Consider the following 18,975-nt stretch of genomic DNA (forward strand, 5'->3'; position numbering starts at 1 on the left):
ACTGCGCGGAGGCCCGATGCGTCCCTACCCGCCGATCGCCGAGCACGGACTGATCGGGGACCTGCAGACCTGCGCGCTCGTCTCCTCCGAGGGAGTCCTGGACTGGTTCTGCTCCCCCCGCTTCGACTCGCCCAGCGTCTTCGCGGCCCTCCTCGACCACGAGCGCGGCGGCTACTTCGCCATCACCGCGGACGCGCCCGGCCCGGCCGGCGAAGGGACGGGACCGGAGGGCGGCGTGACCACCCGCCAGCTCTACCTGGCCGACACCGCCGTCCTCCTCACCCGGTTCCTCACCCCCGAGGGCGTGGGCGAGGTCGTCGACTTGATGCCCGTCCCCGGGGAGCCCACCGCCACCGACCGGCACGAAGTGGTGCGCTACATGCGCGTGGTACGGGGCACCGTGCGCTTCACGCTGCGGTGCCGGCCCCGCTTCGACTACGGCAGGGCGCCGCACGCGCTCACCCTGGAGGACGCGTCCGCCGCCCGCTTCGAGGGGCCGGACGTGACCGCGTACCTCCAGTCCGTGGGCGCGGTACGGCTGGTGGCCGACGGCCACGACGTGCGCGCGACGGTCACCCTCGACGCGGGCCAGAAGGCGGCCGTCCTGCTGACGGTCGCCGGCGCGGGGGGCGCGCCGCCCGCGCCGGCCGAACCGGCCGCCATGGCCGAGCGGTTCACCGCGACACGCCGCTTCTGGCAGGGCTGGATCGGCCGCTGCAGCTACCGCGGCCGCTGGCAGCAGATGGTCAACCGGTCCGCCATCACCCTCAAACTGCTCACCTACGCGCCCTCGGGCGGCCCGGTCGCCGCGGCCACCATGGGCCTGCCCGAGCAGGAGGGCGGCGAGCGCAACTGGGACTACCGCTACACCTGGGTGCGCGACGCCTCGCTGTCGGTGCGCGCCATGCGGGACCTCGGCTTCACCGACGAGGCCGACGCCTTCCGCGGCTGGCTCCAGCAACGGCTGCGCGACGGCGGCGCCCCGGGCGGCGAACCCCTCCAGATCATGTACCGCGTCGACGGGGACCCGTACCTGACCGAAGAGGTCCTCGACCACCTGGAGGGGTGGCGCCGCTCGGCCCCGGTGCGGGCCGGCAACGGCGCCGCGGACCAGCTCCAGCTGGACATCTACGGCGAGGCGGTCTACGCCCTCGCCCAGTCGGGCCGCACCAGCGACGTCGTCGGCTACGACGCCTGGAAACGCGCCGCCGGGCTCCTCGACTGGCTCAGCGACCACTGGGACCGCCCCGACGAGGGCATCTGGGAGACCCGCGGCGGCCGGAAGCACTTCACCTACAGCCGCCTCATGTGCTGGGTCGCCTTCGACCGCGGCATCCGGCAGGCCGTGGCCAACGCCCGCCCGGCGGACCTGCCCCGCTGGACCGCCGAGCGCGACGCCATCATGGAACAGATCATGACCCGCGGATGGAGCGCGGAGCGGCGGGCGTTCGTCCAGCACTACGACAGCACCGTCCTGGACGCCTCCCTGCTGCTGATGCCGCTCGTCGGCTTCATCGCCCCCAAGGACCCGCGCTGGCTCTCCACTCTGGACGCCATGGACGCCGAACTCGTCTCGGACAGCCTCGTCTACCGCTACGACCCCGAGGCCTCTCCCGACGGCCTGCAGGGCACCGAGGGCACGTTCTCCTTCTGCAGCTTCCTCTACGTGCACGCCCTGGCCCGGGCGGGACGGCTCGACCAGGCCCGCTACGCCTTGGACAAGATGCTGACGTACGCCAACCACGTCGGCCTGTTCGCCGAGGAGATCGGGCCCACCGGCGAACAACTGGGCAACTTCCCGCAGGCGTTCACCCACCTCGCCCTCGTCACCGCCGCCCTGGCGCTCGACGCCGCACTCGACGGCGCCGCCGGCCGCGCGGGGTGACGTGACGCCGTGACGCCGTGACGCCGTGGGGGCGGCGTCCGGCGGTCAGGGCCGCACGGAGCCCCGGCCGGAGACCGGGCCGCCGCGACGGCTCGCGCGGGCGGCGGCCGTGGGGGCCAGGGCCGCGCGCAGGGGCGGGACGAGGATGCGGCGGGCCTCGGACGGGGAGAGGGCGGCGGGGGTGGGGAGGGGGTTGAGGTAGCGGGTGTAGATGAGGCCGCCGAGGACCGTCACCACGGCGGTGGCGCGGGCGGTCGCGTCCCGGCCGCCGAGAAATTCAACGAGCCGCCCCAGCAGCTCGTGTTCGAGGTACTCGCGGAGCACCTCGGCGGCCTCCTCGCCCTGGGTGGAGAGCCGGCGGAAGCCGGTGTCCTCCCACAGGCCCGTCACCGCGTCGACCAGGCGCTCCGGGAGGGTGGCCGGATCGCCGCCGAGGACCTCGTCCACCGTCAGCGCGGTGGCGCAGTGGAACTGCATCACGTCCGCGAACAGGCCCTTCTTGGAGCCGAAGTGGTACGCGATCAGCGCCGGATCGACCCCGGCGGCCGTGGCCACCGCGCGCAGCGTCGTGCTCCGGTAGCCGTGCTCCAGGAACAGGGCGTGGGCCACCGGGACGATCGACTCGCGGATCGGCGGATTGCCGCGGGGGCGGCCTCGGGTGCGGGCGGGCGCGGGGGCGGCGGGGGCGGGCGCGGCGATATTCATCAGCGTTGAGCCTGCGTTCCGGGGCCGACACAGTCAAGGGCGTTCCGGCAACCACACGAAGGGATGACCCGACCTCATGCGCATCGCAGTCTTCGGCGCCAACGGACCGACCGGCCGCCACCTCACCGACCAGGCCCTCGCCGCCGGTCACCAGGTCGTCGCGGTGACCCGCCGCCCCGGCTCCCTGGCCCCGCGGCCCGGCCTCACCGTGGCCGCGGCCGACGCCACCGACCCGGTGGCCGTCGACGAGGCCGTCGAGGGGACGGACGCCGTCCTCTCCGCGCTGGGCGCGCGCTTCGCCAAGGAGCGCATCAGCACGTACTCGGCGAGCGCCACCGCCATCACCACGGCCATGGCCCGCCACGGCATCGGGCGGCTGCTCGTGGTCAGTTCCAGCATCGCCGACCCGCACTGGCGCCCCACCGGAGCCCACTTCTTCAACCACGTGCTCGACCCGCTGGTCAACCGGCGGCTCGGCCGCACCCTCCACGAGGACATGCGCCGCATGGAGGACGTGATCCGCCGGACCGGACTCGACTGGACCCTCGTCCGCCCCTCGGGCCTCTTCGAGCACCCGGCCGTCACGGACTACCACACCGCCGAGACGAGCGCCGACGGCGTCTTCACCGCCCGCACCGACCTCGCGGCGAGCATGCTGCGCGAGCTGGGTGAGCGGCGGTACGTCCGTACGGCCATGGGGGTCATCACCACCGAGGTGAAGCCGAACATCGCCAAGCTGATCTGGAACGAGGGCGTCAAGAAGAAATGACCCGGCCCGGCCCCTCGGCCCGCCGGCCCCCCTCGATCACCTCAGCCCGCAAGCCTTTCCTGCGCACCCCCGCACCCCCGCACCCCCGTATCGAAAGCGAAGTGATTCCACGTGCCCGTCGTGCCCGTCCTCGACTCCACCCTCCACTACCGCGAGTCCGGCGACCCCGACGGACTGCCCTTCGTCTTCCTCCACGGCAACCCCACCTCCTCCCACCTGTGGCGCAACGTCCTGCCCGGGGTGGCCGCCCCCGGCCGGCGCCTGCTGGCCCCCGACCTCATCGGGATGGGCGATTCGGGCAAACCCGACCTGGCCTACTCCTTCGACGACCACGCCCGCTACCTCGACGCCTGGTTCGACGCGCTGGGCCTGACCGAGGCCGTCCTCGTCGGGCACGACTGGGGCGGCGCGCTCGCCTTCGACCGGGCGGCCCGCCTGCCGGGCACCGTGCGCGGCCTCGCCTTCACGGAGACCATCGTCAAGCCGTTGGCCGGGGACGATTTCCCTCCCGCGGGGCGGGAGTTGTTCACCCTCCTGCGCACCCCCGGGGTGGGGGAGGAGATGGTCCTGGAGAAGTCCCTGTTCATCGAGGGGCTCCCCGGCACCCTCGCCACCCCGCTGGCCCCGGCCGACCTCGACGCCTACCGGCGCCCCTTCCCGACCCCGCACAGCCGCCGCCCCGTACTGGCCTGGACACGCATGATGCCGCTGGACGGGGAACCGGCCGATGTCGTGGCCCGCATCGAGCGCTACGACGCCTGGCTGGCCGCCGGCGCCGAGGTCCCGAAACTGCTGGCCGCGTTCGAACCGGGCCCGGGCGCGATGACCGACCCGGCGACGGTGGCCTGGTGCGAGCGGAACATCGCCGCCCTGGAGGTCTCCCACCACGGCCGAGCCGGCCACCACTCGCCGGAGGACCGCCCCGAGGAACTGGCCGCGGCAATCGACGCCTGGGCCACCCGCAACGGACTGACGCGCCGCTAGAGCCTGTTCCGACGCCGGCAGCGGAACGGCACCCGGGCGAGGACCCTCAGGCTCGGGGAGCCGACCGTGTCCGTGCACCGGTGTACTCCGACCGGGGGTTGTTCCGACGGTGTGCTGGTCGGTGCTGGTCCGGGGACGCAGCGGCCACCGGTGATCATCGGTGTGCGAAGACAGAAGATCAGACGATGGCCGCAGGTCACAGCGTAGATCCTGACCGTTGGCAGGACCTGATTGAGGTGTTGATGAGCCGCATCGCGGGGCGGTTCGCCCGGGTGGAACCGCGACGACATCCGCGGCTTCGTCACGAAACTCGCGCTCGCCGCCCGCATGATCGGCCGCGCTCCGGACGCCGGCGTCCGCGCGTCCTGGGTGGCCGGTGACGAGGTCTACGGAGGCGACCCGTTTCTGCGGACCGCACTGGAGGGACGTATCGAGCGGGACACTGACGTGGCCTGGAACTCTTCCTGCTGGAGGTCGGCCATCAGGCGACCGAGCTGGAGCCTTCGAGAATGAGGAACGCCTTCGCCCGGACCGTCTTGATCGCCTCGGCCAAGGACGGGGCGAGTGCGGCCAGGATGTCGACGGCCTCGCGCATGTAGCGGAAGACGGTCGCGATTCCGATGCCGAACCCGGCCGCGAGCTGGGCGTACGTGTCACCGCACCGCAGGTGGGCCAAGGCCGACACGGGCCTGACGTGCGGCGGGAAGCCGCCGCCACCGCGTGTCGATCCCTCCGCCGGGCGGTGAGTTGCTCGGCCAGGAATCGCAGAGTGCGAGTGGACAGATCGATGGAGGACGGGTGGACAAGCACGCGAAGCCCCTGGCGGACACGGGTGATCTTGGTCGAGATCCCATCTACCAGGAGCTGCGTCGCTGCGCAGAACTGCCCAACTCGCAGTCATTGCGGCCACTTGGAAACCGCTCGCTCTTGAGGGGCAACGTTGAGGGGGCACACCGCACCATCAGTCGACCTCAGGCGGAGCCTACGAGTCCTGCAGCTGCTGGAGCAGGTCAGCGTTGCCCTCCATCCGCAGCGAGCCGTTCGGGATGCGCATGTACATGAGAAGGGCCATCTCGCTCGCCGTGCCGTAGATGGCGGCGGTGGGCTTGCTCTCGGCGGCCTCCGCCGCAGTGAGGCGGGTGAAGCGGGAACCGGCGGCGTCCACCGTCTGGCGCCAAGAGCCGGCCCCAATTGCGTGGTAGTCCATGGTGGCGGGCTCGCCGGGCCACGGGATCGTAACGGTGCAGACAGTGGCGAGGAACTCCTCGATGGCGTCGACCGCCTCAGTCGCCGGCAGCTCCTGCGGGGTACCGGAGGCCAGCTGGGCGTCGTAGGTGTGGATCAGCGACTCCGCGACGCGGCGGCGGGCGACGGCAGCCACCGTGTGGGGCGAGGCCAGCGGCTCCCACCAGGCCCAGCAGCTGCGGTCCGAACCGGCTTCGCGCAGAGCGGTAATCAGCTGCTCCGTCGCGTCGGCCAGCCAGGGTATGAGGGCCTCGCGCTCCCTGGGCGCCGCCAGCCCGTCCTTGCTCGGCCGCTCGTCGCCCGGCGCGGTGTTCAGCACGATGTGGGCCCAGAAGCGGTCCCCCTCGCTGAGGTGGTTCGCCAGGTCGTACAACGTCCAGCCCGGACAGGACGGGACGTCGGAGTCGAGGCTGGGGGCCGCGGCGACGGCGGCGCGGAACGCGGCGGATCGCTCGTCAATCATCCGCAGCAGGGTGGGGAAGGAGAGATGTTCAGTCACGCAGACCTTGTATCACCAGGACCGGGAGTACGGCACTCGATATACGACGCGGGAGCGACAGGGGCAGTTCCTCGACCGTGACGTGAAGGCAGCCGTGCCGTGGCGCTGTTTCACCAGCACCCCACCCGGTGACAGGCGCGGCCCGAAAACTCCGTGGAACCGTCCGCCCCGTCTCGGCCATGATCGTCACGTGGCCACCTACCTTGAGTCCGAGCGCTTGACCCTGCGCCCCTTCGCCGCCACCGACGCGGACTTGCTCATCGAGCTGGACAGCGACCCGGCGGTGATGCGCTATCTGACCGGCGGCGCTCCGACTCCGCCGGAGGCGGTCCGCGATCTCGTCATCCCCAGCATCCTCTCCGGCTACGAGCGCTGGGACCACGACCTGGGCCTGTTCGCGGCGTACGAGAAGGATGGCGGCGCGTTCGTCGGCTGGTTCTGCCTGCGTCCGCTGCGCAGAGGACCGCGCGAGGAGGCCGAACTCGGCTACCGCCTGCGCCAGGCGGCCTGGGGCCGGGGCTATGCCACAGAGGCGTCGCAGGCGCTGCTGGCGAAGGGGTTCGCCGAGCTCGGCATGCGCATGGTCTGGGCCGACACGATGACCGTGAACCGCTCTTCGCGCATCGTCATGGAGAAGCTCGGGATGACGCTCGCGGAGAGCATCCCCACACCGGACGAAATGATGGCGGTCGAGGGTTCCGAGCACGGGGGCGTGCGGTACGTGATCACGAGAGAGCAGTGGGAGCGGCGAAAGGCGTAGGCCGCGCGAGGCACGGCGCTCGTGTGCGGCATCAGCTCGCGCGGCATCCGCGTCCCGTTCCGAGGACGCCGGCCCAAGCGATGCAAACGCCGACACAGCAGCAGTCACGCCAAAGTCCGCTGTCGGTCACGTGTCCGTCGTCATGACCGACACGCTCACCGCTCACACGCCGGCCTCGGGCGGAGCCGGGCTCTCGCGCGAGGATGCGTTGGACGCCGCCCGCGGCGCCTACGCCGCGCTCGTCGCGGACCGGAGCATCCTGCGTTTCCTCATGCACGTGAACCGTGCCGTCGGCGAGCAGCTGGTGGCCGAGGCCGTGCGCCGGTGCCATGCCAAGCAGGTCGACACCGTCCGGCGGCTGCCGGGCGACGACGGCGCCGGCATGCTCGACAACGTGGTCGCCGTGCTGGGCCTGGCCGATGTCGACGAGCCGTGGGCGCGCGTCCTCACCGCTCGATGATCCGGCGCCGGCAGTCCGGCGACGTAGGCCCCGCATCCCCGCGCAGGGGGCCGGGGCATAAAAATGCCCCGATTTACCCGCGTATGGAATCCGTGCAACGCAGAGTGACTCCTGTCACTTCCCGTTACGGAGGGGACATGGCTTCCGAACGACCGGGCAAGCGGGCACGAGCACCACCACCGCGGGGTCAGCCGCGGTGCCCGATCGGAGGTACAGCGCGTCGTGTCCGAGCAGCAGACCATCCACATCGCCGGAACCTGGCGTTCCGCGATATCCGGAGCCACCCGAGAGGTACTCGACCCCGCGGACGCGACGGTCCTCGCCGTCGTGGCCGAGGGCGGCACCGCGGACACCGACGCGGCCGTCAGCGCCGCCCGTGCGGCCTTCGAAGGCGGCGAATGGCCCCGGACCCCCGTCCTGGAACGGGCCGCGCTGCTGCGCCGCACCGCCGACCTGCTCCAGCGCGACCGCGAACGCATCGGGCTGCTGGAGAGCCGCGACGCGGGCAAGACCCTGGAAGAGGGCCGGGTGGACGTGGACTGCGTCGCCGACGCCTTCCGCTACTTCGCCGACCTCGTCGCCGGTGAGAGCGCGGGCCGCGTGGTCGACGCCGGTACCCCCGACGTGCACAGCGTCGTCGTCCACGAGCCCGTCGGCGTCTGCGCCCTGATCACCCCGTGGAACTACCCCCTCCTCCAGGCCTCCTGGAAGATCGCCCCCGCCCTCGCCGCGGGCAACACCTTCGTGCTCAAGCCCAGCGAGATCACCCCGCTGTCCACCGTGGCCCTCATCGGCCTCCTCGCGGAGGCCGGACTGCCCGCCGGCGTCGCGAACCTGGTCACCGGTCCCGGCGACCCCGTCGGCGCGCGCCTCTCCGCCCACCCCGACGTCGACCTCGTCTCCTTTACCGGCGGCCTCAGCAGCGGTACGAAGGTGATGCGCGCGGCGGCCGACTCCGTCAAGAAGGTCGCCCTCGAACTCGGCGGCAAGAACCCCAACGTCGTCTTCGCCGACGCCTGCGCCACCGACGAGGGCTTCGACACCGCCGTCGACCAGGCCCTCAACGCCGCTTTCATGCACAGCGGCCAGGTCTGCTCGGCCGGCTCCCGGCTCATCGTCGAGGAGAGCGTCGCCGAGCGCTTCGTCGCCGAACTCGCCCGCCGCGCCGACCGGATCCGCCTCGGCCGCGGCACCGACCCCGGCGTGGAGTGCGGACCGCTCGTCTCCGCCGCCCAGCGCGAACGCACCGAGGCGTACGTGGCCTCCGCGCTGGAGGAGGGGGCCGTGCTCCGCTCCGGGGGCGAACGCCCCGATGGACCGGGCTACTTCTACCGGCCGACCGTCCTGGACGGCTGCCACCGCGGGATGCGCGTCGTGCGCGAGGAGGTCTTCGGCCCGGTCCTGACCGTCGAGACCTTCCGTACCGAGGACGAGGCCGTCGCACTCGCCAACGACACCGAGTTCGGCCTCGCCGGCGCCGTCTGGACCTCCGACCCGGGCCGCGGCCGCCGCGTGGCCGGCCGGCTGCGCCACGGCACCGTCTGGATCAACGACTTCCACCCCTACCTCCCGCAGGCCGAGTGGGGCGGCTTCGGCAAGTCCGGCACCGGACGCGAACTGGGCCCCTCCGGCCTGGCCGAGTACCGCGAGACCAAGCACGTGTACCAGAACCTCGCCCCGCGCCCCGTGCGCTGGTTCGCGGGCTGAAGGAGGAGCAGAGCCATGACCACCCCCACACACCCCCGCGCCGAGCACGAACCCGGGCACGAGCACGACCGCGGGCCCGAGCACGAGTTCGCGTACGATTACGTCGTCGTCGGCGGCGGCACCGCCGGCTCGGTGATCGCCTCCCGCCTGACCGAGGACCCCGACGTCACCGTCGCCGTCATCGAGGGCGGCCCCAGCGACGTCGACCGCCCCGACGTGCTCACGCTGCGCCGCTGGATGGGCCTGCTCGGAGGCGAGCTCGACTACGACTACCCCACCACCGAGCAGCCCCGCGGCAACTCCCACATCCGCCACAGCCGCGCCCGCGTCCTGGGCGGCTGCTCCTCGCACAACACCCTCATCGCCTTCAAGCCCCTCCCGTCCGACTGGGACGAATGGGAGCGGGCGGGAGCCGAGGGCTGGCACGCCGCCGCCATGGACCCGTACTTCGACAAGCTCCTCAACAACATCGTCGCGGTCGACGAGAAGGACCGCAACGCCATCGCGCGCGACTTCGTCGATGCCGCGCAGCGCGCCCTGGGCGTCCCCCGCGTCGAGGGATTCAACCGCAAGCCCTTCCACGAGGGCGCCGGCTTCTTCGACCTCGCCTACCACCCCGAGGACAACAAGCGCTCCTCCGCCTCGGTCGCCTACCTGCACCCCGTCATGGACGAACGCCCCAACCTCCGGATCTTCCTGGAGACCTGGGCCCACCGCCTCGAACTCGACGGCGCCCGGGCCCGCGGCGTCCACGTCCGCGCCGCGGACGGCACCGAGTCCCTGATCACCGCACGCCGCGAGGTCCTGGTGTGCGCCGGCGCCGTCGACACCCCGCGCCTGCTCCTCCACTCGGGCATCGGCCCGCGCGCGGACCTGGAAGCCCTCGGCATACCCCCGGTGCACGACCTGCCCGGAGTCGGGGAGAACCTGCTCGACCACCCCGAGTCGGTGATCGTCTGGGAGACCGACGGGCCGATACCGGAGAACTCCGCGATGGACAGCGACGCGGGCCTGTTCGTCCGGCGCGACCCCCAGTCCCCGGGTCCCGACCTGATGTTCCACTTCTACCAGGTCCCCTTCACCGACAACCCCGAGCGCATCGGCTACGAACGCCCGGCGCACGGCGTGTCGATGACCCCGAACATCCCCAAGCCCCGCAGCCGCGGCCGCCTCTACCTGACCAGCGCGGACCCCGAGGTCAAACCGGCCCTGGACTTCCGCTACTTCACCGACGAGGACGACTACGACGGCCGCACCCTGGTGGACGGCATCAAGCTCGCCCGCGAGATCGCCGCGACCGAGCCGCTCGCCGGCTGGCTCAAGCGCGAGGTGTGCCCGGGCCCGGACATCACCGGCGACGAAGAGCTGAGCGCGTACGCCCGCTCCGTCGCGCACACCGTCTACCACCCGGCCGGCACCTGCCGGATGGGCGCCCAGGACGACCCCGGGGCCGTCGTCGGCCCGGACCTGAAGATCCGCGGTCTCGAAGGCATCCGCATCGCGGACGCCTCCGTCTTCCCGACGATGCCCGCGGTCAACCCGATGATCGGAGTCCTCATGGTCGGCGAGAAGGCAGCCGAACTGCTCATCCGGGAAGGCGGTGCCCGATGAACACCGCCCACACCGCCCACACCGCCCCGACCGCCCACACCGCCGGCTCGGCCCGCGCCGGCGCCGCGTCGGCGCCGCCCGTCTTCGCCGTCGACGGGCTCTGGAAGGTCTTCGGCCCCGAGAAGGCCGCCGCCAAGATCCCCGGCTCCGCCGACCTCGCCCGGCTGTCCGCCGCCGAACTGCGCGAGCGCACCGGCTGCACCGCCGCCGTCCGCGACGTCACCTTCGACGTCCGCAAGGGCGAGGTCTTCGTCGTGATGGGCCTGTCCGGCTCCGGCAAGTCCACCCTCGTACGCTGCCTCACCCGGCTCATCGAGCCCACCGCCGGAAGCCTGGCCATCGACGGCGAGGACGTCCTCGCCATGGACGCCACCCGGCTGCGCGCCCTGCGCCGCCACCGGGCCGCCATGGTCTTCCAGCACTTCGGCCTGCTCCCGCACCGCACCGTCCTCGACAACGTCGCGTACGGACTGGAGATCCAGGGCGTCGGCCGCGGCGACCGCCGCGACAAGGCCGCCGAACTCGTCGCCAAGGTCGGCCTCGAGGGACTGGAGGGCCGCCGCCCCGGTCAGCTCTCCGGAGGCCAGCAGCAGCGCGTGGGCCTGGCCCGCGCCCTCGCCGCCGACCCCGAAGTCCTCCTGTTCGACGAACCGTTCAGCGCGCTCGACCCCCTCATCCGCCGCGAGATGCAGGAAGAGGTCACCCGGCTCCACCACGAAGAGGGCCGCACCATGGTCTTCATCACCCACGACCTCTCCGAGGCCCTGCGCCTGGGCGACCGGATCGCCCTGATGCGCGACGGCCGGATCGTCCAGCTCGGCACGCCCGAGGAGATCGTCGGCTCGCCCGCCGACGACTACGTACGGGACTTCGTCCGTGACGTTCCGCGCGAACAGGTCCTCACCGTCCGCACCGCGATGCGTCCCGCGACCTCCGCCGAGGCCGGACAGGGCCCCGCGCTCAGCCCCGGCACCACCGTGGTCGAGGCCATCCAGGCCGTCGCCCGCACCGGCGGCCCCGCCCGCGTGGTCGACCACGGCCGCTGCCTGGGCGTCGTCGACGACGCGGGCCTGCTCGCCGTCGTGGCCGGACTCCCGGCCGCCACCGGACGGGGGGTGGCGGCGTGACCCGCCCCCTGCGTCCCCCGGTCCCCGTCCCCGGCGCCCGGAGGTGGTGCGCGTGACCACGACCCCGACCCACACCCCGCCCGGCACCCGCCCCGCGCCCCCGGCCCGCTCCGCCGCCGCCCCTCCGGACGCCCCGCAGTCCTCCGGACGGCCCACCGGCCCGCGCACCCCCGAGGACGGCGCCGCCGCGCACGACCGCCCCCGCACCACCGGGCCCGGCAGGTCCGCCCGCCGCGCCCTGCTCCTCCCCATGGGCATCGCGCTCGCCCTGCTGATCCCGCTCGCCGTGGCCTTCCCGGGCGCCGGCAGCTGGCCCGCGGCCCTGGCCGTCGACCTGTCCGGCCCGCTCGGCCGCACCGGAGACTGGATCATCGACCACCGCGACAGCCACCCGCTGTTCCTCTACTTCTTCGGCCACGTCAGCAACGCCGTCGTGGTGTCCGTCCGCGCCGTGTACGTGCTCCTCCTCGCGGCCGGCTGGACCGGGGTCACCGCCCTGGCCGCCCTCGTCGCCTGGCGCCTCGCGGGCATCCGCCTCGCCCTGACCTGCGCCGCCGCCTTCGCCGCCTGCGGAGTGCTCGGCATGTGGGTGCCGACCATGCAGACCCTCGCGCTGATGGCCGTCGCCGTCGCCGCCTCGGTCGTGCTCGGCGCCCTGCTCGGCCTCGCCGCGGGGCTCTCCCCGCGCGCCGACCGCGTCCTGCGCCCCGTACTCGACACCATGCAGATCCTGCCCGCCTTCGCGTACCTGCTGCCGATGGTGCTGGTCTTCGGCATCGGCGTACCCGCCGCCGTCCTCGCCACCGTCATCTACGCGGCCCCGCCCATGGCCCGCCTCACCGCCCTCGGCCTGCGCGAGGCGGACGCCGGGGTCATGGAGGCCGCCGCCTCCCTCGGCGCCACCGGACGCCAGCGGCTGCTGACCGCCCGCCTCCCGCTCGCCCGCCGCCGGCTCCTGCTCGGCGTCAACCAGGCCATCATGACCGGCCTGTCCATGGCCGTCATCGCCTCCGTGATCGGCGCGGGCGGCCTCGGCGACCGGGTCTACCAGGCCCTCGCCTCCGTCGACGTCGGCGCCGCCCTGGCCGCCGGCATCCCGATCGTGCTGCTCGCCGTCGTGCTGGACCGCACCGCCGACGCCGCCGGCCGCCGCATCGGCGCCGACCCCGTCCCCGCCCACCGGCAGCACCTGCTGCGCCGGGTGTTCGCCGGCTGGTACGGACGCCTGCTGACCCTCCTCGCGGCCGTGGCCGCCGCCGTCGCCGGCCGCATGGCCGCAAGCTCCGTATGGCCCGAGTCCTGGACCGTCTCCCTGGCCGCCCCGGTCAACTCCGCCGTCGCCTGGATGACCGACCACCTCTACTCCGGCGTCCCCGTGGTCGGCGGCACCGCCGACTGGGCCGCCCGCTTCACCGGCTGGATCCTCGACCCGCTGCGCAGCGGACTCCAGGCCGCCCCCTGGTGGCTGCTCCTCCTCGTGGCCTGCGCCCTCGGCCTCCTCGCGGGCACCTGGCGCACCGCCCTGACCGCCGTCCTCGCGCTCGCCGCCATCGGTGTGCTCGGCGTGTGGGAACCCTCCCTGGACACGCTCTCCCAGGTGCTCGCCGCCGTCGCGGTCACGCTCGTGCTCGGCTTCGCCATCGGGATCGGAGCCGCCCGCAGCGCCCGCGCCGAACGGCTGCTGCGGCCCGTCCTGGACGTGTGCCAGACCCTGCCGCAGTTCGTCTACCTGATCCCCGTGGTCGCCCTGTTCGGCGTCGGCCGCGCACCCGCCGCCGCGGCCGCCGTCGTGTACGCGCTCCCGGCCGTGGTCCGGATCACCGTCCAGGGCCTGCGCGAGGTCGACCCCACCGTCGTGGAGTCCGCCCGCTCGCTCGGCGCGACCCGCTCGCAGCTCCTGCGGCAGGTCCAGCTGCCCCTGGCCCGGCCCGCGCTGCTGCTGGCCGTCAACCAGGCCGTGGTCCTCGTACTCGCCGTCGTGATCATCGGCGGCCTGGTCGGCGGCGGCGCGCTCGGCTACGACGTCGTCCTCGGCCTCGCCCAGGGCGACCTGGCCACCGGTCTGGTGGCCGGCGCCGCGATCGTCTGCCTCGGCCTGCTGCTCGACCGCGTCACCCAGCCCGCGAAGGAGGCCTGACATGCCGCGCACCATCCCCCGGCACGCCCTGGCCGCGCTCGCCGCCGCCACCTCCCTGGCCGTCCTCACCGGCTGCGGGGCCGCCGACATGACCCGCCAGGCCTCCCCGTACGCCGACGCCCGGGGAGCGAAGACCGTCACCCTCTCCGTCCAGTCGTGGGTCGGCGCCCAGGCCAACACCGCCGTGGCCTCCTACCTCCTGGAACACGAGCTGGGCTACCGCGTGGACACCGTCCAGGTCGACGAGGTCCCCGCCTGGGACGCCCTCAGCCAGGGCCGCGTCGACGCGATCCTGGAGGACTGGGGCCACCCCGAGCAGGAGAAACGGTACGTCGAGGGCAAGAAGACCATCACCCCCGGCGGAGAGCTCGGGGTGACCGGGCACATCGGCTGGTTCGTCCCCACCTACTTCGCCGAGGCCCACCCCGACGTCACCGACTGGAAGAACCTCGACAAGTACGCCGACCAGCTGCGCACCCCCGAGAGCCGCGGCAAGGGCCAGCTGATGGACGGCTCCCCGTCCTACGTCACGAACGACAAGGCCCTCGTCAAGAACCTGGGCCTGGACTACGAGGTGGTCTTCGCCGGCTCCGAGGCCGCCCAGATCACCCAGATCAAGCAGTTCGCCAAGGAGCACAAGCCCTTCCTGACGTACTGGTACGAGCCCCAGTGGCTCTTCGAGCGCGTCCCGATGACCGAGGTCAAGCTCCCCGAGTACACCGAGGGCTGCGCGGACGACCCGCAGAAGGTGGCCTGCGCCTACCCGCACACCCCCCTGCGGAAGTTCCTGAACACCCGCTTCGCGGACTCGGGCGGCAAGGCGGCCGCCTTCCTGAAGAAGTTCCACTGGACCAAGGCCCAGCAGAACGAGGTTTCCCTCATGATCGCCGAGGAGAAGCTGTCACCGCAGCAGGCGGCGAAGAAGTGGGCCGACCGCAACGAACAGGTCTGGAAGCCCTGGCTCCAGTGACCGCCCCGCTGTCCTCTGTCATCGGATCGTGCTCCTTGGCCATCGGAGCGTGACGACTACCGGTTTCCTGGCATCTGCCTGCCAGGTCATCTGCGTGGTCCAGCACGTTTCGGGCGTCGGGTGGCCGGCCACCCGGCCCGGTGGTCTGACCCGCGTCCCGCTGCGCATCGCCCACGCGACTGCCCCCGCCCGGTCCAGAGGGGCGGGGGCAGTCCGTCTCCGTGCGCCGAACCATTACCTTGAACTCCGGCGGGAACCACAAGTGACTGTCAGCGCAGAGGAGTTGGGTCAATGGCGACAGATCCGACGGATACGGCGTCCGTCAGCGGGGTCGGGTTCGGGGACTACTACCGGGCGCATGCGGGGCCGCTCGTCGCTCTGTCGCTGCTGCGGGGCGTGGACCTGGTGGAGGCGGCGCGACTCGCCCAGGACTCGATGACGGTGGCCCGGCGGTGGATGGACCTGTCGGGCGCGAACGCGGCCGGGGCCGCGAAGGACACCAGGACCCCCGTGGTCACCACGCAGGCGCTGCGGGCCTGGACGTGCCGGATGGCCGTCGGCGGCGGCTGCGGGGTGCTCCGCCCCGCGCACGGGACGGTGCCGGCTCTCCTGGGGAAGGGCAGCACCGACGCCCTGGTGCAGGACCGGACGACGGTGGCGCTCGCCCCGCTGAGAGAGTTGAACGAGCGTCAGCTCAACGTCACCGCGTTCCGGTTGGCCGGCTGTGCTCCGGGAGCGATCGGGTACGAGCTGGGCCTGTCGATGCCGAAGGTGCACCGCACCCTGCGCCACGTCGGCAAGCTGCTCGGAGTGGGGACGGGGGCACGGCAGGCCGGAGGTGCCGAGGCGCCGGGGGAGGCCGATGGGTCTGGCCCGGCCGAGGCGGTCGCGGAGGCAGACGTCAGGTTCGCGGCGCTGCTCGGGGAGCTGGCCGCCGCGCTGGATCCCGTACTCGACCTGCGGGCCGGGCTGGACGAGGTGAGCGGCTCCATCGGTGCGGACGGGGCCACCGCTCGCCGCGGCCCCGTACCGCCGCTGTGGAACCTCGGCTCCTCGCTCCCCGTGCCGCCCTTCGGGGTACCCGTGCCGCACTCGTTCGCCGAGCCCGCGCCGTCCGGAGTACGGGCGTACGCGGCCGGCCTCGCCCGGTGCGACGTACAGGCCCGCGAGGCCGCGCTCGGCGGTTTTCCCGCGGCCGAACTGGCGGCCGTACGGCTCGGAGCGGTGCTCGCCCTTCAGGTGGAGCGATTCCGGCGGGAGGCCGAGAGGTCCGGGACCCGGGCCACCAGGGACGACGAGTTCCGCAGGGAGGACGCCCGGGCGTTCGCGGTCGCACTGGCCCAGGACGCCGCGCTCGCCGCGCCGATGTTCGACGCGGTGAAGGACCTCGACGTCCCGCGCCGCGTCGGCTTCCTGGCGTCGGGTCTCGCCGATGACGACCCCTGGACGAACGAGGTGTCCTACGACGGGATCGAAGCCTCCCTCGCCCTGGCCCAGTTCCGGCGCGCGGCGCTGCGGGCGGCGCTGCGCGCGTCGCACCGGCCCGGTGCGGACACCTCCCCCCGGTCCGGCGGCCCGCTCGCCGAGGCCCTCACGCAGTCCCTGAGCGACACCCATCGGATGATCCACCAGCTCGACCGGCTGAACGGCGACCTCTCGCGTGCCGAGTCGACCCTGCCGGACGGCTACTACGTCGACATGACCCGGGACTTCGACCTCCACCAGAGCTTTCACGCGGACCTGGCCCTCGGCATCGACGCCGTCCGGGAGGCCCTGTCACGGCCCTAGCCCGGGGATCTCGCCGAGCTTGCGTGCTCGGTAGGCGGCCTGTCGGCAGGCATGCGAGCACCACCGTCGGGCTGCTGAGGCCGAGTCCACGGGGGGGGGGGGGGGGGGGGCGCCGAAGCCGGACCCCCGGCCGCACCACCCGCCGCCGGCCCGTACCCCTCGCACTCTCCCCGCCCCGCGGGCGCACCCGCGGGCCACCTCCCCACCGTCACCCCGACGGCCTGACGGCGGCAGGTGTTCACCCGCCGTCCCGGCCGTCCTGGCCGCGCCCGTGGCGGGGGAGGATACCGTGACGTGGCTGTGCTGTCGGGAGCGCAGCCCGGCTGTCGGGCGTTGGACCGTGCAAGCGGCGGTCGCGCCGGGCACACCGCAGCACCCGAGGGATGAGGAGGACCGATGAGCACGGCCGACGAGGGACGGCAGTGGCCGGACGAGGCCAGTCTCGACAACGCGAGGGCGACGCTGTTGCAGCTCCTCGCACGGGCGGGGGTCCCTTCCGGTGACGCACGGGAGCTGATCGGGCTCGTGGAGGCGGGCGCGCTCGCCCTCGCGCACGAGGAGCTGAGCGCCGCCGGCCGCACCGCGCCCGGGGACAAGGGCGAGGAGTACGAGACGGGCTGGCTCGACGGCGCCGGGGACGTCCTCGAAGGGCTCGGCGACGTCGCCGAGCGGACCCTGCTCCTGGTCGTGGGCCCGGACGGACCGCAGCGCACGCCGGGGGAGCGGCCGCGCGCCGGGCGGGTGGAGGTGGAGCAGACCCGGGTGGCGCTCACCCCCCTGTACCTGTCGTTCACCACGGTCTCGGAGCTGGATCCGGAGGTGACCGAGGAGGTGCTCGTCGCCGTCCTCGGCACGATGACCCTCCGCCAGCGGGCCGGGTACGCCGGCCGGCTGACCCGGTTCGCCGCAACCCACCGGGCCCGGCTGGAAGGCCTGTTCGCGGAGTTCGGGCCGGGCAGCGCCATCGCGGTGCACGGCCGCTATTCGCTCCTCCACTCCGCCACCAGCATCGCCGTCCTGGAACGCCTCGCCGCCGCGCCGCAGGAGCTGCGCCAGGAGTGGGACGCCGCGGAACTGCCGCCCGCGTGGTTGGACGGCCTGACTGCCGCCTGGACCGCCCGGGGCTGACCCCGCCGCCCGGGCGCGGCAGGCGGCGGCGCGCGCCCCGCCCGGGAGCCCGCCCCCGCGGCTGCCGTGGGACGATCGGCGGACGTCCTGCCCGCACCTGTCACGAGGAGTCGTCGATGGCCGTTCGCCGGGTCGTACCGAACATCGCGTCGGAGGCCTTGGAGGAGGACCGGGCGTTCTACGGCCTGCTGGGGTTCGAGGAAGTCATGAACCACGGCTGGATCATGACGCTGGCCTCTCCCTCCCGGCCCACCGCGCAGATCAGCTTCATGACGGCCGACAAGACCGCGCCCGTCATGCCCGACATGAGCGTCGAAGTCGACGACGTGGACGCCGCCTACGCGGCCGTGCTGGAGAGCGGGGCGGAGATCCTGCATCCCCTCCAGGACGAGGAGTGGGGAGTGCGCCGGTTCTTCGTCCGGGACCCGAACGGCCGCGTGGTCAACGTACTCGGCCACCGCCAGGGGGCGTCCGGCGGATGATGGCCGGCCTGCTGCGGCCCGCTGCCGCCTTGCCCCATGGCGTCCACCGTGGCACCGTGCCGGACCGTGCGGTCAGAGACCGGCCGCGCCGTGGTGGTCCCGCTCCCGGACGTCGCCCCGGACGAGGGCGTGCAGGTGCTCGTCGTGCCAGCCGTCCGCGTGCAGCAGCGCGCTGCGCATGGTGCCTTCGAGCGAGTAGCCGGCCTTCGCGGCGACACGGCAGGACGCCGGGTTGGCCACCGAGTGGCACAGGCGCAGGCGGTGCAGGCCGAGTTCGTCCAGGGCCCACGCGGTGACGCGCCGCGTCGCCTCGACCACCACACCGCCGCCGCGCGCCGCCGGAAGGATCCAGTAGACGATCTCCGCACTGCCGCCGGCCAGGTCGATGTCGCCCCAGCCGATCAGGCCCACCGCCTCCTCGCCGGGGCGGGCGATGGCCCAGATCGCGCTCGCCTCGGCCCCCAGCGCTCGCGCATGCCCTCGATCCGCCGGCGTGCGTCCTGCGCCGTCTCCACCAGCAGCCGGTTCCACTGACGGATCGCGGGGTCCTGGGCGGCTGCCAGCAGGGCGCCGGCGTCGGAGAGCCGCCACGGCCGCAGCTCCAGGCCGCCCGGCAGGCCCAGTACCGGTTGTTCCATCGCGGCCATCCGGCCCGCCTCGACGACCGCCGGTATGCGTGCATTGTTGATCATCGCGGCATCTTCCCACAGCCCCCGGT

At 73.2% G+C, this 18,975-nt stretch carries 17 protein-coding genes and 2 pseudogenes; 14 read left to right on the top strand and 5 right to left on the bottom strand.

Annotation, left to right across the window (positions count from 1 at the left end):
* Positions 1–16 precede the first annotated feature (16 nt).
* Positions 17–1,885, top strand: a complete 1,869-nt coding sequence (locus tag ACFYYT_RS25090) for a glycoside hydrolase family 15 protein (protein WP_351831502.1) — start codon at positions 17–19, stop codon at positions 1,883–1,885.
* Between the two features lie 45 nt (positions 1,886–1,930).
* On the opposite strand, the gene ACFYYT_RS25095 is transcribed toward ACFYYT_RS25090, so the two are convergent.
* Complete coding sequence (locus tag ACFYYT_RS25095) at positions 1,931–2,590, bottom strand: TetR family transcriptional regulator (RefSeq protein WP_362863877.1); 660 nt, start codon at positions 2,588–2,590, stop codon at positions 1,931–1,933.
* Between the two features lie 76 nt (positions 2,591–2,666).
* Between ACFYYT_RS25095 and ACFYYT_RS25100 the strand changes: the two genes are divergently transcribed.
* From ACFYYT_RS25100 to ACFYYT_RS25110, 3 genes and pseudogenes are all read left to right on the top strand, one after another.
* A complete protein-coding gene (locus ACFYYT_RS25100) occupies positions 2,667–3,359 on the top strand; it encodes an NAD(P)H-binding protein (RefSeq protein ID WP_351830341.1) in 693 nt (230 codons plus the stop codon).
* A 111-nt stretch (positions 3,360–3,470) separates the two neighbouring features.
* On the top strand, positions 3,471–4,343 hold the full coding sequence (locus ACFYYT_RS25105; protein WP_351830343.1) for a haloalkane dehalogenase: 873 nt from the start codon (positions 3,471–3,473) through the stop codon (positions 4,341–4,343).
* Positions 4,344–4,640: 297 nt separating this feature from the next.
* A pseudogene (locus ACFYYT_RS25110) lies at positions 4,641–4,772 on the top strand (IS701 family transposase); the annotation flags it as partial.
* 67 nt (positions 4,773–4,839) lie between these two features.
* Here ACFYYT_RS25110 and ACFYYT_RS25115 read toward each other — a convergent pair.
* Both ACFYYT_RS25115 and ACFYYT_RS25120 read right to left on the bottom strand, forming a co-directional pair.
* Positions 4,840–5,153 (bottom strand): annotated as a pseudogene (locus ACFYYT_RS25115) (transposase family protein); the annotation flags it as partial.
* Between the two features lie 172 nt (positions 5,154–5,325).
* Entirely contained in the window at positions 5,326–6,087 is a 762-nt protein-coding gene (locus tag ACFYYT_RS25120) for a maleylpyruvate isomerase family mycothiol-dependent enzyme (RefSeq protein ID WP_351830345.1), read from the bottom strand.
* A 190-nt stretch (positions 6,088–6,277) separates the two neighbouring features.
* Between ACFYYT_RS25120 and ACFYYT_RS25125 the strand changes: the two genes are divergently transcribed.
* The 10 genes from ACFYYT_RS25125 to ACFYYT_RS25170 all read left to right on the top strand — a co-directional run bounded on the left by ACFYYT_RS25125 (position 6,278) and on the right by ACFYYT_RS25170 (position 18,257).
* The gene (locus ACFYYT_RS25125) at positions 6,278–6,847 is read left to right on the top strand and encodes a GNAT family N-acetyltransferase (RefSeq protein WP_351830347.1); all 570 of its coding nucleotides are present in this window, start codon (positions 6,278–6,280) and stop codon (positions 6,845–6,847) included.
* 130 nt (positions 6,848–6,977) lie between these two features.
* Entirely contained in the window at positions 6,978–7,307 is a 330-nt protein-coding gene (locus tag ACFYYT_RS25130; protein ID WP_388609314.1) for a hypothetical protein, read from the top strand.
* A 222-nt stretch (positions 7,308–7,529) separates the two neighbouring features.
* Complete coding sequence (locus tag ACFYYT_RS25135) at positions 7,530–9,014, top strand: aldehyde dehydrogenase family protein (RefSeq protein ID WP_351830352.1); 1,485 nt, start codon at positions 7,530–7,532, stop codon at positions 9,012–9,014.
* 15 nt (positions 9,015–9,029) lie between these two features.
* The gene (locus ACFYYT_RS25140) at positions 9,030–10,625 is read left to right on the top strand and encodes a GMC family oxidoreductase N-terminal domain-containing protein (protein ID WP_351830355.1); all 1,596 of its coding nucleotides are present in this window, start codon (positions 9,030–9,032) and stop codon (positions 10,623–10,625) included.
* A complete protein-coding gene (locus tag ACFYYT_RS25145) occupies positions 10,622–11,752 on the top strand; it encodes a glycine betaine/L-proline ABC transporter ATP-binding protein (RefSeq protein WP_351830356.1) in 1,131 nt (376 codons plus the stop codon). Before ACFYYT_RS25140 ends, ACFYYT_RS25145 begins: the two co-directional genes overlap by 4 nt.
* A gap of 250 nt (positions 11,753–12,002) precedes the next feature.
* A complete protein-coding gene (locus ACFYYT_RS25150) occupies positions 12,003–13,889 on the top strand; it encodes an ABC transporter permease (RefSeq protein WP_388609345.1) in 1,887 nt (628 codons plus the stop codon).
* 1 nt (position 13,890) lies between these two features.
* The gene (locus ACFYYT_RS25155) at positions 13,891–14,859 is read left to right on the top strand and encodes an ABC transporter substrate-binding protein (RefSeq protein ID WP_351830359.1); all 969 of its coding nucleotides are present in this window, start codon (positions 13,891–13,893) and stop codon (positions 14,857–14,859) included.
* A gap of 291 nt (positions 14,860–15,150) precedes the next feature.
* A complete protein-coding gene (locus ACFYYT_RS25160) occupies positions 15,151–16,647 on the top strand; it encodes a hypothetical protein (RefSeq protein WP_351830362.1) in 1,497 nt (498 codons plus the stop codon).
* A gap of 396 nt (positions 16,648–17,043) precedes the next feature.
* Positions 17,044–17,775, top strand: coding sequence for a hypothetical protein (locus ACFYYT_RS25165; RefSeq protein WP_351826028.1), 732 nt, complete (start codon positions 17,044–17,046; stop codon positions 17,773–17,775).
* Positions 17,776–17,891: 116 nt separating this feature from the next.
* Positions 17,892–18,257: a VOC family protein gene (locus ACFYYT_RS25170; RefSeq protein ID WP_351826029.1), complete on the top strand. Its 366-nt coding sequence runs from the start codon at positions 17,892–17,894 to the stop codon at positions 18,255–18,257.
* 72 nt (positions 18,258–18,329) lie between these two features.
* On the opposite strand, the gene ACFYYT_RS25175 is transcribed toward ACFYYT_RS25170, so the two are convergent.
* Positions 18,330–18,668: a GNAT family protein gene (locus ACFYYT_RS25175; protein ID WP_351826030.1), complete on the bottom strand. Its 339-nt coding sequence runs from the start codon at positions 18,666–18,668 to the stop codon at positions 18,330–18,332.
* Positions 18,659–18,949 (bottom strand): hypothetical protein, encoded by a 291-nt coding sequence (locus ACFYYT_RS25180; RefSeq protein ID WP_351826031.1) that lies wholly within the window; start codon positions 18,947–18,949, stop codon positions 18,659–18,661. The genes ACFYYT_RS25175 and ACFYYT_RS25180 overlap by 10 nt, the downstream gene beginning before the upstream one ends.
* Positions 18,950–18,975: the final 26 nt, after the last annotated feature.

The sequence above is a fragment of the Streptomyces sp. NPDC002032 genome (genome assembly GCF_042890765.1).
Lineage (GTDB): Bacteria > Actinomycetota > Actinomycetes > Streptomycetales > Streptomycetaceae > Streptomyces.